This window comes from Superficieibacter sp. BNK-5, from assembly GCF_047456055.1.
Taxonomy (GTDB): Bacteria; Pseudomonadota; Gammaproteobacteria; order Enterobacterales; family Enterobacteriaceae; genus Superficieibacter.
This window is the reverse complement of the sequence record NZ_CP179893.1, coordinates 2,598,372-2,612,944: the sequence shown is the minus strand read 5'-3', so window position 1 is coordinate 2,612,944 and position 14,573 is coordinate 2,598,372. Positions and strand designations below refer to the sequence as shown.

At 54.9% G+C, this 14,573-nt stretch carries 14 protein-coding genes; 4 read left to right on the top strand and 10 right to left on the bottom strand.

Going from position 1 to position 14,573, the window contains the following annotated elements; genetic code table 11:
• Positions 1-11: 11 nt before the first annotated feature.
• From brnQ to phoB, 3 genes are all read right to left on the bottom strand, one after another.
• A complete protein-coding gene (brnQ, locus tag ACMGGS_RS12575) occupies positions 12-1,331 on the bottom strand; it encodes a branched-chain amino acid transporter carrier protein BrnQ (protein ID WP_414162945.1) in 1,320 nt (439 codons plus the stop codon).
• A 410-nt stretch (positions 1,332-1,741) separates the two neighbouring features.
• Positions 1,742-3,031, bottom strand: a complete 1,290-nt coding sequence (gene phoR, locus ACMGGS_RS12570; protein ID WP_414162944.1) for a phosphate regulon sensor histidine kinase PhoR — start codon at positions 3,029-3,031, stop codon at positions 1,742-1,744.
• A gap of 21 nt (positions 3,032-3,052) precedes the next feature.
• Complete coding sequence (gene phoB / locus ACMGGS_RS12565) at positions 3,053-3,742, bottom strand: phosphate response regulator transcription factor PhoB (protein ID WP_103674858.1); 690 nt, start codon at positions 3,740-3,742, stop codon at positions 3,053-3,055.
• 176 nt (positions 3,743-3,918) lie between these two features.
• Here phoB and sbcD point away from each other — a divergent pair, with 176 nt between their 5' ends.
• Both sbcD and sbcC read left to right on the top strand, forming a co-directional pair.
• Complete coding sequence (gene sbcD, locus ACMGGS_RS12560; RefSeq protein ID WP_414162943.1) at positions 3,919-5,121, top strand: exonuclease subunit SbcD; 1,203 nt, start codon at positions 3,919-3,921, stop codon at positions 5,119-5,121.
• A complete protein-coding gene (gene sbcC, locus ACMGGS_RS12555; protein WP_414162942.1) occupies positions 5,118-8,261 on the top strand; it encodes an exonuclease subunit SbcC in 3,144 nt (1,047 codons plus the stop codon). The genes sbcD and sbcC overlap by 4 nt, the downstream gene beginning before the upstream one ends.
• A 244-nt stretch (positions 8,262-8,505) precedes the next feature.
• Here sbcC and mak read toward each other — a convergent pair whose 3' ends face one another.
• Positions 8,506-9,414: a fructokinase gene (mak, locus tag ACMGGS_RS12550; protein WP_414162941.1), complete on the bottom strand. Its 909-nt coding sequence runs from the start codon at positions 9,412-9,414 to the stop codon at positions 8,506-8,508.
• Between the two features lie 124 nt (positions 9,415-9,538).
• On the opposite strand from mak, the gene rdgC reads away from it, so the two are divergent.
• Positions 9,539-10,450 (top strand): recombination-associated protein RdgC, encoded by a 912-nt coding sequence (gene rdgC / locus ACMGGS_RS12545; RefSeq protein ID WP_176916889.1) that lies wholly within the window; start codon positions 9,539-9,541, stop codon positions 10,448-10,450.
• A 50-nt stretch (positions 10,451-10,500) separates the two neighbouring features.
• On the opposite strand, the gene ppnP is transcribed toward rdgC, so the two are convergent.
• The 5 genes from ppnP to ACMGGS_RS12520 form a co-directional block, all read right to left on the bottom strand.
• Positions 10,501-10,785 (bottom strand): pyrimidine/purine nucleoside phosphorylase, encoded by a 285-nt coding sequence (gene ppnP / locus ACMGGS_RS12540; RefSeq protein ID WP_414162940.1) that lies wholly within the window; start codon positions 10,783-10,785, stop codon positions 10,501-10,503.
• A gap of 74 nt (positions 10,786-10,859) precedes the next feature.
• Positions 10,860-11,537, bottom strand: coding sequence for an AroM family protein (locus ACMGGS_RS12535; protein ID WP_414162939.1), 678 nt, complete (start codon positions 11,535-11,537; stop codon positions 10,860-10,862).
• A gap of 255 nt (positions 11,538-11,792) precedes the next feature.
• A complete protein-coding gene (locus ACMGGS_RS12530; protein ID WP_276163968.1) occupies positions 11,793-11,984 on the bottom strand; it encodes a YaiA family protein in 192 nt (63 codons plus the stop codon).
• 28 nt (positions 11,985-12,012) lie between these two features.
• Positions 12,013-12,555 (bottom strand): shikimate kinase AroL, encoded by a 543-nt coding sequence (gene aroL / locus ACMGGS_RS12525; RefSeq protein WP_414162938.1) that lies wholly within the window; start codon positions 12,553-12,555, stop codon positions 12,013-12,015.
• Positions 12,556-12,759: 204 nt separating this feature from the next.
• Positions 12,760-13,209, bottom strand: coding sequence for a YaiI/YqxD family protein (locus ACMGGS_RS12520; protein ID WP_414162937.1), 450 nt, complete (start codon positions 13,207-13,209; stop codon positions 12,760-12,762).
• Between the two features lie 120 nt (positions 13,210-13,329).
• On the opposite strand from ACMGGS_RS12520, the gene proC reads away from it, so the two are divergent.
• Positions 13,330-14,139, top strand: coding sequence for a pyrroline-5-carboxylate reductase (gene proC / locus ACMGGS_RS12515; RefSeq protein WP_414162936.1), 810 nt, complete (start codon positions 13,330-13,332; stop codon positions 14,137-14,139).
• Between the two features lie 39 nt (positions 14,140-14,178).
• On the opposite strand, the gene psiF is transcribed toward proC, so the two are convergent.
• Positions 14,179-14,496 (bottom strand): phosphate starvation-inducible protein PsiF, encoded by a 318-nt coding sequence (gene psiF / locus ACMGGS_RS12510; RefSeq protein WP_414162935.1) that lies wholly within the window; start codon positions 14,494-14,496, stop codon positions 14,179-14,181.
• Positions 14,497-14,573: the final 77 nt, after the last annotated feature.

The window sequence follows — 14,573 nt, the reverse complement described above, 5'->3', positions numbered from 1 at the left end:
CCGAGCAACGATTAATGTGCGCTGGAAGTTACCTGACGCCCCATGAGGCGATCGCAGATAACAGCCAGAACAATCATCACCACCGTTGGCATCAGCCACGCCAGCCCCTGCTCGGTAAGCGGTAAACGCTCAGTCCACGCAGGCAGGACATCTTTCAATGCCGAGGCTTTAATGCCGTCAATGATACCAAAAAGCAGGCTGATAAACATGGCGGGCGCAATCACGCGCGATGAATTATGCCACCATGGGCGGGTGAAGCTTAACACAACCAGTGCGATACACGGCGGATAGATCGCCGTTAACACCGGCACTGAAATCTGAATCAGCTGGTCCAGCCCCAGATTGGAGACCGCCATCGAGAACACGCCAAGGATAAAGACCAGCGAGCGATAGGAGAACGGCAGATACTGCGCAAAGAACTCAGCGCACGCACAGGTCAGGCCCACAGCCGTCACCAGACAGGCGAGGAAAATTAGCGCCGCCAGCATCAGGCTGCCTGCGCCGCCAAAGGTATGCTGAACATATGCATGCAGGATAGCTGCACCGTTAGCAGACTGGTCAACTAACGTAGCGCTATCGGAGCCGAGACGGAACAGCGCCAGGTACAGCAGCGTCAGCCCAATACCCGCCATCAGCCCCGCCCAGACCGTATAGCGAGTCAGCAGCCGCGCTTCGGTCACGCCGCGAGAACGAGCAGCGTTGACAATCACGATACCGAAGACCATTGCGCCCAGGGTATCCATCGTCAGATAGCCATTAACGAAGCCGTTAGAGAACGATCCCGTCTGATAAGCGTCAATCGCATGACTGATCGGGCCGGCAGGCCATACCAGCGCGGCGACTGAAAGCACCGTCAGGGCGAGAATTTTCATCGGCGCAAGGAAGTTACCCACCGTATCCAGCAGCTTGCCGGGATAGAGAGAGACCACGATCACCAGCGCAAAATAGACCAGGCTGTAAATGAAGGTTGGCATCGCCCCGTCACCCGTCAGTGGTGCAATCCCCACTTCAAAGGAAACCGTCGCGGTACGCGGGGTGGCAAACAGCGGCCCCACCGCCAGATAGCAGACCGTCGCCAGCAGGATGCCCGCACCTTTACCGATCGGCGTGCTGAGGCTATCAATCCCGCCGCCGACTTTCGCCAGCGAAATGACCGTCAGTACCGGCAGGCCGACCCCGGTAATTAAAAAGCCAATTGCCGCCGTCCAGACGTGCTCGCCCGCCTGTAAACCAACCATCGGAGGAAAAATGATATTGCCAGCGCCAACAAACAGCGCAAAGGTCATAAAGCCCAAAGCAATGATGTCGCGAGATCTTAACTGATGGGTCATAAATATTTACTGCCTGTGGATGTGGTGTTGTAAATGAATTGTTGCTTTCCATGCGGGACGATAGCGCAGCAATTGCATATATTTCCAGCGGGATATGCTCCCTGACTGACGTGATGAAGTATAGTTTTTCGATTTATCACGCAAAAGCAGTCGGTATGACAGCCTCTGGGGCGCAATTTAAACGCTTATAACGTTTTAAAGCAAGGTGGGATCGTAAAACCAGATGATTATGCTAATTCATAATATTCAACCAGCATGATGGACCAGTTATCAGAAAAACTGATGGCTGATCATTCGAACAAAAAAGCAGCAGGCGCGAGGAAATGGTATCCGTTTCGCTTGCCTGCAAAGTAAACAGACCAGCCTGGGCTGGTCTGCGGAAAGTTACTCTTACAAGCGCGATAAATACGCTAATTTCTGGCAATGAATCGTTCCGGAAGCAAAAAGCTAAATTGCGTTCCTTCTCCCGGCTTACTGGCGATATTCAGGCGGCTGTCATGATGATTTAAGGCATGTTTCACGATGGCCAGCCCCAGACCGCTACCGCCAGTCTGCCGTGAGCGGGCCTTATCGACACGATAAAAACGCTCGGTCAGACGCGGAATGTGTTCGGCAGCAATACCCGGTCCGTTATCGTCAATCGCAAACAGCGCGCCATGCGGATCGCGCTGCCAGTTGACCGAAATGGTGGTTCCGGCAGGCGTATGATTCACCGCGTTGTACACCAGATTAGAGATAGCGCTACGCAATTGTTCTTCATTGCCCAGCACTTTCAACGAATCATCCACGGTAAAGCGTAGCGTATGGCGATCGTGGCTGAGGGTTTGCGCCTCGCGCTCGATCACACGCAGCATCATCGGCACATCAATCTTTTCATTGAGGGCCAGCGCAGGTGCCGCTTCGATTCTCGAGAGGGTTAATAATTGTTTCACCAGTGATTCCATGCGCTGCGTCTGCTCGCGCATGGTATGCAGCGCTTTATCACGCGGTGCTCCCTCCAGCGTTTGCTCCTGCATCATCTCCAGATAACCCTGTAATACGGTCAACGGCGTGCGCAGCTCATGACTGACGTTGGCAAAGAAATTGCGTCTTGCGCCTTCAAGCTGGTGCATTTGCGTGGTATCGCGCGCCACCATCAGCCGCTGGTTTTCACTGTATGGCATCACGCGAAATTCAAGATGACGGCCATTATTGAGGACCAGATTTAATGGCCGACTAAAATCGCGATGCTTCAGATAGAGCGTAAATTCGGGATAACGCAGCAGGTTAAGAATATTTTGTCCGTTATCGTCCGGCCAGCGCAGCCCCAGTACCTGTTGCGCCAGGCCGTTACACCAGAAAATCGTGCCTTCTTCGGTCGTCAGCACTACCGCATCCGGCAGCGATTCTGCGCCGCTGCGAAAACGCTTGATCAGGTTGCCCAGCTCACGCCGACGCTTTTTATTGCGTAGCTGCATCTGATGCAGCCCGTAAAGCAGAGGTTCCCAGCTACCGCGCCCCGGCGGCGGCGTCATGCTGCGATCGACCCACAGCCACCAGGAAAGACGCAGCAAATTCAGGAAATGCCAGACCAGAAGCCCGGTCACCGCCGCCAGCAAAAACCACGGCAGATAGCCGAAAAATGCCCCCAGTATCAGCGCAGGCAGACAACAGATAATCAGTTCAAAAACCAGCGTTTTCCATGACAGACGTTCCAGCACGCGTCACACTCCTGTCAGATATCAGAAACGGGTCGAAAAACGATAACCCGTGCCGCGAACGGTTTGAACCATGCGATCGTGCCCGCTCTGCTCCAGCGCTTTGCGCAAGCGGCGGATATGGACATCCACCGTTCTGTCTTCAACATACACGTTTGTTCCCCAGACATGATTCAACAGTTGTTCACGGCTGTAAACACGTTCGGGATGGGTCATAAAGAAATGCAGGAGCTTAAATTCAGTCGGCCCCATGTCGAGCGGGCTTTCACCCGTCATAACCCGGTGCGAGGAGGGATCGAGACTCAATCCCTGCATTTCAATGACCTCGTCAACGGCCATCGGGGAAATACGGCGCATCACCGCTTTGATACGCGCCACCAGCTCTTTTGGCGAGAACGGCTTGGTGATGTAATCATCCGCCCCGGTTTCCAGTCCGCGAACGCGATCTTCTTCTTCACCGCGTGCGGTGAGCATCACCACCGGGATTTCGCGCGTCAGTGCTTCACGCTTGATATGTTTAATAAACTGAATGCCGGAACCACCGGGAAGCATCCAGTCCAGCAGGATCAGGTCTGGCCAGGGTTCATTGAGCTGATTTACCGCGCTGTCATAATCTTCCGCTTCTACAGGCTGAAAGCCATTTTGCTCGAGAACAAAGCAAACCATCTCACGAATTGGAGCTTCATCTTCTACGACCAGAATACGTCTCGCCATTTTTTACCCTGTTTATCATCATTATGGATAGCGACGTCATTATGCGTCAGATTTATGACAGATTTATGAAAAAGATGACCATGTGACGATTGCGTAAACGCGATGTGACAGTCGGCTTCGCCCCACCTGCTTCAGGGGGTATAATCCGCTATACGCTTTTTTGCCACGGAACCGACATGCGCATCATTCATACCTCAGACTGGCATCTCGGCCAGAATTTCTACAGTAAAAGCCGTGCCGCTGAGCATAGCGCTTTTCTTGACTGGCTGCTGGAGACCGCTCAAACGCAGCAGGTTGATGTCATTATTGTGGCAGGCGATATTTTTGATACCGGGTCGCCGCCGAGCTATGCCCGCGAGTTATATTATCGCTTCGTGGTCGATTTACAGCAGACCGGCTGTCATCTGGTGGTGCTGGCGGGAAACCATGATTCGGTGGCCACGCTTAACGAATCCCGCGACATTCTGGCGTTTCTCAAAACGACCGTCATTGCCAGCGCAGGCGATAAACCGCACCTTCTGTTAAAGCGCGACGGCACGCCGGGCGCGGTGTTTTGCCCGGTGCCGTTTTTGCGTCCGCGCGACATGGTGATTAGCCAGGCAGGTCAATCCGGCAGCCAGAAGCAGCAACGTCTGCTGACGGCCATCACAGATTATTATCAGCAGCAGTATCAGGACGCCTGCGAGCTGCGGGGTGAGCAGCCATTACCGATTATCGCCAGCGGACACCTGACGACCGTCGGAGCCAGCAAAAGCGATGCCGTGCGCGACATTTATATCGGCACGCTGGACGCCTTCCCGGCGCAAAATTTTCCGCCCGTCGATTACCTCGCGTTGGGCCACATCCACCGCGCGCAAAAAATTAACGGCAGCGAGCACATTCGCTACTGCGGTTCGCCCATTTCACTGAGCTTTGATGAGACGGGAAAAAATAAAAGCGTCAACCTGGTCACCTTTGCGGAGGGCAAACTCGCTGAAGTGACACCGCTTGAGGTTCCCGTCATGCAGCCGCTGGCTGTGATCAAAGGCGATTTTGCCAGTATCAGCGAGCAGCTTATACAGTGGCGTGATGCGCCCGCGACGCCGAAGGTCTGGCTGGATATCGAAATCACCAGCGGGGAATACCTGCATGATATTCAGCGACGTATTCAGGCCCTGACCGAGGGTTTACCGGTTGAGGTGCTTTTAGTCAGACGCAGCCGCGAGCACCGCCAGCGTATTCTGGAAGGTGAATTGCGCGAAACGCTCAGCGAATTGAGTGTTGAAGACGTGTTTGAGCGCCGACTGACGCAGGAAGATCTCGATGAGGCACAGCAAAAGCGGCTGTTTACCCTTTTCGGTCAAACGCTGGAAACCCTGTCCGGGGAGGATGAAGCATGAAAATTGTCAGTCTGCGCCTGAAAAACCTGAACTCACTGAAAGGCGAGTGGAAAATTGACTTCGCTGCAGAACCGTTTGCCAGCAACGGCCTGTTCGCCATCACCGGCGCGACGGGGGCAGGTAAAACGACGCTGCTGGATGCGATCTGCCTGGCGCTGTATCACCAGACGCCGCGCCTTAGCACGCTGTCGCAATCGCAAAATGATCTTATGACCCGCGACACCGCCGACTGTCTGGCCGAGGTCGAATTTGAGGTTAAAGGCGAAGCCTATCGCGCTTTCTGGAGCCAGAACCGCGCGCGCAATCAGCCAGATGGTAATTTGCAGGCTCCGAGGGTAGAGCTGGCGCGTTGTGCCGATGGCAAAATCCTTGCCGATAAAGTGAAAGATAAGCTGGAACTGACCGCCACATTGACCGGGCTGGATTACGAGCGTTTTACCCGCTCAATGCTGCTTTCTCAGGGTCAGTTCGCGGCCTTTTTGAATGCCAAACCCGGCGAGCGTGCGGAGTTGCTGGAAGAACTGACCGGCACCGAGATTTACGGTCACATCTCAGCGATGGTATTTGAAAAGCATAAAACTACCCGTACCGCACTGGAAACGCTGCAGGCGCAGGCCACCGGCGTGGCCCTGCTCAGCGCGGAACAGCAGCAGACGCTGGAGCAAGGTTTGCAGGCGCTTACTGACGAGGAACGTCAGCAGTCAGGCCTGCAAATGCAGACGCAACATCATCTTAACTGGTTGACTCGCCAGCATGAACTGGATGAGGAGCATCAGCGTTCACAAACGGCCCTCGCCGCAGCGCAACAGGCGCTGGCTCAGGCGCAACCGCAACTGACCGCATTAACGCTGGCCCAGCCCGCAGAACAATTGCGTCCTCTGTGGAGCCGCTGCCAAGAGCAGACCAGCGCCGCGGAGCAAACGCAGCGGCAGACGCAGGAAGTGAATGCTCGCTTACAGAGCGCATTAACCCGGCGCGCTCAACTGCGGGCCAGCGCGGAACATCAGCAGGCGTCGCTGCAAACGACGCATAAACATCTGACTGACTGGCTTCAGGAGCACGATCGCTGGCGTTTGTGGAGCAGCGAACTGACAGGCTGGCGGCACGCCTTTACCCAGCAAACGCGCGACAATGCTCAGCTACGACAACACCAGCAGCAATTAGCCGGCCATCAGCGTGAACTGGCTGCGCTGCCCGCCGTGACGCTCAGCCTTACGCCGCCAGAAGTCAGCGAGGCGCAGGCGCGTCATACACAACAGCGCCCGCTGCGCCAGCGACTAAACGCATTACATATGCGTCTGTCCGCTGTCCATCAGAACCTGCAAAAGCTACACGGCACCGTTCAGGCATCCCGGACGGAATACGCCGCGTTAAATGAAAAAATTGTCAATCTGCGCCAGCGTTATAAAGAAAAAAATCAGCAGCTTGTGGATGTGCAGACCCTTTGCCAGCTTGAAGCGCGCATTAAGGATCTGGAGAGCCAACGCGCGCTGCTGCAATCCGGCCACCCTTGCCCGCTCTGCGGCTCCACGACCCATCCTGCCGTCGAGCAGTATCGCACGCTCGAACCCAGTGTGAATCAGGCCCGCCGTGATGCGCTGGAAAAAGAGGTCAGATCGCTGGCCGATGAAGGTGGCAAACTTCGCGGCCAGACAGATGCGCTGCAACGCCAGCAGCAACGCGACGAAAGCGAGATCCAGACGCTCACTCAGGAGGAGCAAGCACTTACCCAGGAATGGCAGACGCTTAGCGCCACGCTGCAAATAGCCCTGCAACCGCAGGACGACATCACGCCGTGGCAGCAGGAGCAGGATCGCTATGAAGAGCAGCTCCATCAGTTGAGTCAGCGTCAACGTCTGGAGATTCAGATTGCTGAGCTGAGCCAGCAAATCGCCGGGTTCGCCCAACACATCACTGCCCAGCGGACGACGCTGGAAACGGCGCTGCAAGCGCTGTCGCTGAGCTGGCCTGCTGAAGGCGATGAATCCGCCTGGCTGGCGGCGCGGGAAGAAGAAGCCCGGACGTGGCAAACCCGCCAGACGGAATTGACCTCCCTTCAGGAGGCGCTGGCGCAGCTTATTCCGCTACTGGAAACGTTGCCGCAAACCGGGGCAACGCTTGCTTCAGGGCCAGAGTCGCTGGAGGACTGGCGCAGCACGCATGACGACTGCGTGAAGCTGGAGAGCCAGTGGCAAACCCTGCAGCAACAGGAAACGCTGGAAAAATCGCGTTTACACCAGGCGCAGGCGCAATTTGATGCCGCGCTTAGCGCCAGCCAGTTCGCCGATCGCCAGGCATTTCTGGCCGCGCTACTGGATGAACCAGCCCGTCACCAGCTGGAGTCCCTGAAACAAACGCTGGAAAGCCAGCTTCAGCAGTGTCAGACGCTGGCGGTACAGGCGCAAAACCAGCGACAGGCGCATCAGCAGCACATGCCCGAAGAACTCTCGCCGGAGCAGAATGGGGAGCAAATCCGGCTCACCCTGGAGCAGTTGAATCAGCGGCTTCGCGACATCGGCTTACGGCAAGGCGAGATCCGCCAGCAGTTAAAACAGGATGCGGATAACCGCCAGCACCAGCAGACGCTGATGCAGCATATTGAGCAAGCCGCGCGAGAACTCGCCGACTGGAGCCTGCTTAACGGTCTGATTGGTTCCCGTGACGGCGATAAATTCCGTAAATTCGCTCAGGGCCTGACGCTCGACAATCTCGTCTGGCTGGCGAATAAACAGCTTAACCGTCTGCACGGCCGGTATTTGCTCAAACGGAAGGTTAGCGATGCGCTGGAACTGGAGGTGGTTGATACCTGGCAGGCAGATGCGGTACGCGACACGCGTACTCTGTCCGGCGGTGAAAGCTTCCTCGTCAGCCTCGCGCTGGCGCTGGCGCTCTCTGACCTGGTAAGTCATAAAACGCGCATTGATTCCCTCTTCCTCGACGAAGGGTTCGGCACCCTGGACAGCGAAACGCTGGATGCCGCGCTGGACGCGCTGGATGCGCTGAACGCCACCGGCAAAACCATTGGGGTCATCAGTCACGTCGAGGCGATGAAGGAGCGCATCCCGGTGCAGATTAAGGTGAAAAAAGTGAACGGGTTGGGGTATAGCAAGCTCGACAGAGTATTCGCCGTCGGGGAATGACGATGCGTCATTCGCGCGGGTGGGCAAGCGAAACAGAGTAAAACAGGGTTGGGGTACGGCGCTGGCACGGCGGCGTTATATGCCCGGCGGCGCTGCGCTTGCGCGGGCCTACGGTCGGGGTATGGCGCTGGCCCGGGCCTACGATGAATGCAAACGGTTGATATTGTTGCCTTTGTAGGCCGGGTAAGCGCAGCGCCACCCGGCATAACAGGGTACAGAGCAAAACCGTTCTCACCACCTGTCATTAACGCTGCGGCCACAGCCAGGCGGCACCACGTACGCCGCTGGAATCGCCGTGCACTGCTTTGCGGATCGGCGTTTCACACTCGCCGCCAAATACCCAGTTTTTAATAAGCTGCGGCACCGTTTTATACAACCTGTCGACATTACTCATCCCGCCGCCCAGCACAATCACGTCCGGATCGAGAATATTAATCACGTGACTCAGCGATTTTGCCAGCCGCACTTCATACCGACTGAGCGCCAGCTCCGCCAGCGGATCCTGCTCATCCACCAGGCGCATGATTGCATCACCTTTTAAGGAGCGACCGCTTAACCGCTGATAATCGGTTGCAAAACCGCTGCCGGAAATAAAGGTTTCAATACAGCCCTGCTTACCGCAATAACAGGGCACTTCGGCACGATAGCGCAGTTCGTCCTCATCCATCCACGGCAGAGGATTATGCCCCCACTCGCCTGCGGTACCATTGCCACCGCTATACGCCTGCCCGTTCAACGCAATGCCTGCCCCGCAACCGGTGCCGATAATCACCGCAAAAACCGTTTCTGCCCCGGCAGCGGCCCCGTCCACGGCTTCAGAAGCAGCCAGACAGTTGGCATCGTTGGCGATTCTTACCTCGCGTTTCAGCCGCGCGTTCAGATCCTTATCAAAAGGCTGACCGTTCAGCCACGTCGAGTTGGCATTTTTCACCACTCCACTGAAAGGTGAAATCGATCCCGGAATACCGACACCGACCGTGCCCTCCATGCCGGTCGTTTTTTCTGCCATCGCCACCAGCGTGGCGATGGTCTCAATCGTCTGCGCATAGTCATTGGCAGGGGTCGGCAGACGGTGGCGGAAGAGTTGCTGCCCGTCATCACCCAACGCAATAACTTCAGTTTTGGTGCCGCCTAAATCAATCCCGATTCGCATACTTTCCTCCTCAATTGTTCACAATATCAAAGCGTAAAACCGTCAGCCCGGATTAACAATGCAAGCAAAGCGACAATTCGTTATCATGCCGGCTGGATTTAACGACAACGCCGTGGAAATTATCATGCTGTGGTTCAAAAATTTAATGGTTTACCGTCTTAGCCGCGACATCTCCTTACGCGTCGAGGAGATGGAAAAGCAGTTAGCCGAGCTGTCGTTTACCCCCTGCGGGAGTCAGGATATGGCGAAAACCGGCTGGGTGCCGCCGATGGGTTCACAGAGCGACGCATTTACCCATGAAGTTAACGGGCAGATTATTATCTGCGCGCGTAAAGAAGAGAAGATCCTTCCTTCCCCGGTGATCAAGCAGGCGCTGGAAGCTAAAATCTCGAAGCTCGAAGCCGATCAGGGCCGTAAACTGAAGAAAACCGAAAAAGATTCCCTGAAGGATGAAGTGCTGCACTCGCTTTTGCCGCGGGCTTTCAGCCGTTTTAACCAGACAATGATGTGGATCGACACCGTAAACGATCTGATTATGGTGGACTGCGCGAGCGCCAAAAAAGCGGAAGATACCCTGGCGCTGCTGCGTAAGAGTCTTGGCTCGCTACCGGTCGTCCCGCTGGCGCTGGAAAACCCAATTGAGCTGACGCTGACCGAATGGGTCCGCTCCGGCACCGTCGCGCAGGGTTTTCAACTGCTGGATGAAGCTGAACTGAAAGCGATGCTGGAAGATGGCGGCGTGATCCGGGCAAAAAAACAGGATCTGGTCAGCGATGAGATTGCCGTGCATATAGAAGCAGGTAAAGTGGTAACGAAATTGGCACTGGACTGGCAGCAACGCATTCAGTTTATGATCTGCGAGGACGGTTCACTCAAACGCCTGAAATTTGCGGATGAACTGCGCGATCAGAACGATGATATCGAACGCGAAAACGTGGCCCAGCGCTTTGATGCCGACTTTACGCTGATGACCGGCGAGCTGGCTGCCCTGATCAAAAACCTGGTAGAAGGGTTGGGCGGCGAAGCTCAGCGTTAATGACGCAGTGGGATGACAGCCTCATCCCACCGTTGACGAGAAAGGCGATGTTACAGATAGCGGCAAAGGTAAGAGGTAGGCTCCGCCACCTGCAAATGAAATTCACTGTGGCCCGGCACGTTGAACACCTGGCCGGCGGCATACACTTTCCACTCGGTTTCATTCGGTAGCAACACATTCAACGCGCCGCTCACTACCGTCATCTCTTCCGGCGCAGCGGTACTAAACGTATATTCACCCTCGGCCATCACACCGACGCTGGCCCGGCCAGTGCTGCTGCTGGTAAAGCCAATAGATTTCACTTTTCCTGAAAAGTATTCGTTACTTTGAAGCATAGCTGACCCTTATAAGCAATTGATGATTAACCAATATAGGGGGCAAACTCCCTCGCTGTCACGCAAAATTAACATCATACCAGCAGCTCGGAGGCCAGCCGGGTGATCAGGACATTGGAAAGTAAAACCGGCACATCCAGCGCTTTTTGCAGCAGATCGCGATGATGTTGATAAAAGCCCAGGCAATCAAGCATTAATACGTCCGCGCCACGCCCAATCAGTTCTAGTCCTGCCGCAATCAGCTCGTCATCGGAGGAATAGAGCGGATGCGCCAGCGAATAAAGCGGCGGATTTTCCAGCACCTGCCATTTAATTTTCTGGGCGGGGATCAGTTCCTCCATCGGCACAATGACGCCAACCTGATGACCGTCCACAATTGAGGCAACCAGCGGCGGGATGATCCGCAAGGGTTCGAGAAGGATAGCGTTGTGCGCCTTCATGCCGATAATTTGAGCGGTACTCATCAGGATGATGACATCATACCCCTGCGTATCCAGCACCTCGATGACCGCCTGGAGATCGCGCTCAACTTTCGAGCGTGAAACGGCAGCAGGTTGCAGATCGCTAAGCATGGTCAGGAGCGCTTCTTCTCCCGGCTCAACGGCGTAATCTTCCATAACATCTTCACGCGACATTTTGCCCAACAGGCTGATATGGGTGATTTGGTCTTCCCTGATATGTTCGGTCAGGAGCGGCAATACTTCACGAATGGGAACTACACCAATCGTTAACATCGCCAAAGTCGCACTCATGTCTGTCACCTTATTCACTACCGTTACTACGAAACTTATACAGCCCTGCTGCACCCAGGATGCGAGGAGTAAACGCTCACCAGACGAAGCCGCAGATGAGCGTTTAAAGTACATATAAATTCCTGAATGCTTCCGGAATGTACCAGTAAAGCTTGATACTAATCGTTTGGTAACATTTTCAACAGGTGAAAAATGTGATTCATACCAGGTTAATCATGCTTTAGGAATATATTCAGGTACGGGCACTCGCCTGATTCAACTCTTATCGGGATCTTCATAGCGCCGCTTGGCGTCCAGCGCTTCCTGCTCAGTATTATGCTCGCTTATCAAGGAATCCGGCTCCGGATGATCCGCTCGCAGTTGATACCAGGTCACTTTTGGATGATCAGTCCCTTTTTCAACCACCTCAATACGGGCTTTACGCGGATAGGGAGGGTTAGTCGGCATAGATGTTCCTCATTATTCGTTATCAGAACTATGAGTATAGACGCAGGCTGTCTGACGCGGACAGGCTTAGCGCCGCCAGCACCTCAGCAATAATGCATTCAAGAGACTGCGCGGCATCGACAATATAATGAGCCGCTTCGCAGTACAGCGCTTCACGTTCTGCCAGCACGTCACGGATTTCTTCCCCGAGCGGTTTAGCGGTTAACGCCGGGCGCTGCCCTTCTTGTGGAAAGGCCTCAAGGCGAGCCGCCAGGACAGAGACCGGCGCGCGCAGATAGATGACCTGACCTGTCTCGCGCATAAAGCGACGATTGACGTCAGCCAGCACCATTCCGCCACCGGTGGCGATCACCGTGGACGGCGCAGCCACCGCTTGCAGCGCCTGTGTTTCGCGCGCCCGGAATCCTTCCCACCCTTCTTTCGCAACGATCCCTGCGACGTTCATTTGCGCCCGTTCCTGAAGCCAGTGGTCGGTATCAACAAAATGCCAGTTTTGCTCTTGTGCCAGCGCCTGACCAACGGTGGTTTTACCGCAGCCGCGTGGGCCAATGAAGAAAACGGGTTGCGTCATAAAATGGAATTCTCCCGGATACTGCGAGGCAATGAATTTGCACCAAAGAACGATATACTATCAAACTAGTACAAAAAGACATGTAAATTTTTAGTTACAATATGCGATTAATACCCTGAGAACAGCGAGATTGTCGCGCCAGAGGGTAGCAAAGGTGTAAACATATTATTGCATAATTTGTTACTCATCTCCTGGGCGCACGTTCTATTTCTTTTGCTGGAGGAGCCATTTATCCAGCTCGGCGGCAAAACGCTGGCGGTCGCGTTGCGTAAGACTGTCCGGGCCACCGGTCTGGATCCCGCTGGCGCGTAGCGTGTCCATAAAATCACGCATCGTCAGCCTTTCGCGGATAGTAGCCTCTGTGTAACGTTCACCGCGCGGATTTAATGCCGCGGCGCCTTTGGCCAGCACTTCGGCAGCCAGCGGAATATCTGCGGTGATCACCAGATCGCCTGCCGCACATAGACGAACGATTTCGTTATCGGCTACATCAAAACCGCTTTCGACGCGCAAAGTGCGGATCACGCGTGACGGCGGCGTGCGCAGCGTCTGATTCGCCACCAGCGTAAGCGTGGTTTGCGTGCGCTCGGCAGCGCGGAATAAAATTTCTTTTATGACATTCGGACAAGCGTCCGCATCAACCCAAATGGCCATCCTCACTCCTGTTTGTTCAGTTACCTCTGCAACCTGCCGCCAGGGCGCAGGAAGCTTTAGCCCTGAAGAATAATCCGCGTTAAGCTTATCGCCCAGATAAATTACACGCGGAGAATGGTGATGGAAAAAAAAATTGGGTTTATCGGCTGCGGGAATATGGGCAAAGCGATCCTCGGCGGGCTTATCGCCAGCGGCCAGGTACAGCCAGAAAAGATTTGGGTTTATACCCCTTCACCGGAAAAAGTGGCGGCGCTGCATGAGCAGTATGGTGTAAACGGCGCGCACAGCGCTCAGGAAGTGGCGCAGGCAGCGGATATCGTCTTCAGCGCGGTAAAGCCCGCCATCACGGTTAAAACGCTTAATGACATTGCCTCCAGTTTTAATAAGGATTCGGTAGTCATTTCCATTGCGGCTGGCGTGACGCTGGCACAACTGGCTACCGCGCTGGGCCACGATCGCAAAATTATTCGCGCCATGCCGAACACACCGTCGCTGGTTAACGCCGGGATGACCTCACTGACGCCCAACGCGCTGGTCAATGATAACGAAACGCAGGAAGCACTGGCAATTTTTCGCAGCTTCGGCGAAGCGGAAGTCGTTGCCGAAGCCATTATTCACCCGGTTGTCGGGGTGAGCGGCTCGGCACCAGCTTATGTCTTTATGTTTATTGAGGCGATGGCTGACGCTGCCGTTCAGGGCGGCATGCCGCGCGCGCAGGCGTATAAGTTTGCGGCCCAGGCGGTAATGGGTTCGGCAAAAATGGTGCTGGAAACCGGTAAGCATCCGGGCGAACTGAAGGATATGGTGTGTTCACCTGGTGGGACGACCATTGAAGCGGTACGCGTATTAGAAGAACGCGGTTTTCGTGCGGCGGTGATCGAAGCGATGGTCAGTTGTATGGAAAAATCAGAACAGCTTAGCCGCTCCTGATGAAGAACGGGTGAAGCTCCTCGGCCTCACCCGCTTTTTTCAGGCCTGTTTTTTCAGGCAACCGCTCATAAATTTGCTGCGATCTTCACCTTTCAGCGACTGCTGAGTCGCCTGCGAGCTGCAATCACGCATTTTTAACTGTTGCGGCGTGAGTCCTTTTTCATCTTTTGCTTTTCCACCTTTCAGGCACTCGCTCATAAAACGCTTACGCTCGTCCCCTTTCAGCGTTTTATCCGATGCCTGCTGGTTACAGGTTGCCATCCGCTGTTGTTGAGGGGTAAGCGTCTTTTCAGCCGCACCCACCGTGGAAAGAATAACCATGCCAAAGACCAGGGTAACCAGAAATATTATTTTCATTATCTTGTCCTTCAGTAAGAGGTTCACCCTAAGTCTGGTCCGTTGCGCTAAAAAAACCACCCTGCGAAGTAAATTTC

Bases quoted from the DNA above. Each gene is read 5' to 3' on its own strand.
- brnQ (WP_414162945.1), bottom strand. From the start codon at position 1,331: ATGACCCATCAGTTAAGATCTCGCGACATCATTGCTTTGGGCTTTATG.
- phoB (WP_103674858.1), bottom strand. From the start codon at position 3,742: ATGGCGAGACGTATTCTGGTCGTAGAAGATGAAGCTCCAATTCGTGAG.
- sbcD (WP_414162943.1), top strand. From the start codon at position 3,919: ATGCGCATCATTCATACCTCAGACTGGCATCTCGGCCAGAATTTCTAC.
- sbcC (WP_414162942.1), top strand. From the start codon at position 5,118: ATGAAAATTGTCAGTCTGCGCCTGAAAAACCTGAACTCACTGAAAGGC.
- mak (WP_414162941.1), bottom strand. From the start codon at position 9,414: ATGCGAATCGGGATTGATTTAGGCGGCACCAAAACTGAAGTTATTGCG.
- rdgC (WP_176916889.1), top strand. From the start codon at position 9,539: ATGCTGTGGTTCAAAAATTTAATGGTTTACCGTCTTAGCCGCGACATC.
- ppnP (WP_414162940.1), bottom strand. From the start codon at position 10,785: ATGCTTCAAAGTAACGAATACTTTTCAGGAAAAGTGAAATCTATTGGC.
- ACMGGS_RS12535 (WP_414162939.1), bottom strand. From the start codon at position 11,537: ATGAGTGCGACTTTGGCGATGTTAACGATTGGTGTAGTTCCCATTCGT.
- ACMGGS_RS12530 (WP_276163968.1), bottom strand. From the start codon at position 11,984: ATGCCGACTAACCCTCCCTATCCGCGTAAAGCCCGTATTGAGGTGGTT.
- aroL (WP_414162938.1), bottom strand. From the start codon at position 12,555: ATGACGCAACCCGTTTTCTTCATTGGCCCACGCGGCTGCGGTAAAACC.
- ACMGGS_RS12520 (WP_414162937.1), bottom strand. From the start codon at position 13,209: ATGGCCATTTGGGTTGATGCGGACGCTTGTCCGAATGTCATAAAAGAA.
- proC (WP_414162936.1), top strand. From the start codon at position 13,330: ATGGAAAAAAAAATTGGGTTTATCGGCTGCGGGAATATGGGCAAAGCG.
- psiF (WP_414162935.1), bottom strand. From the start codon at position 14,496: ATGAAAATAATATTTCTGGTTACCCTGGTCTTTGGCATGGTTATTCTT.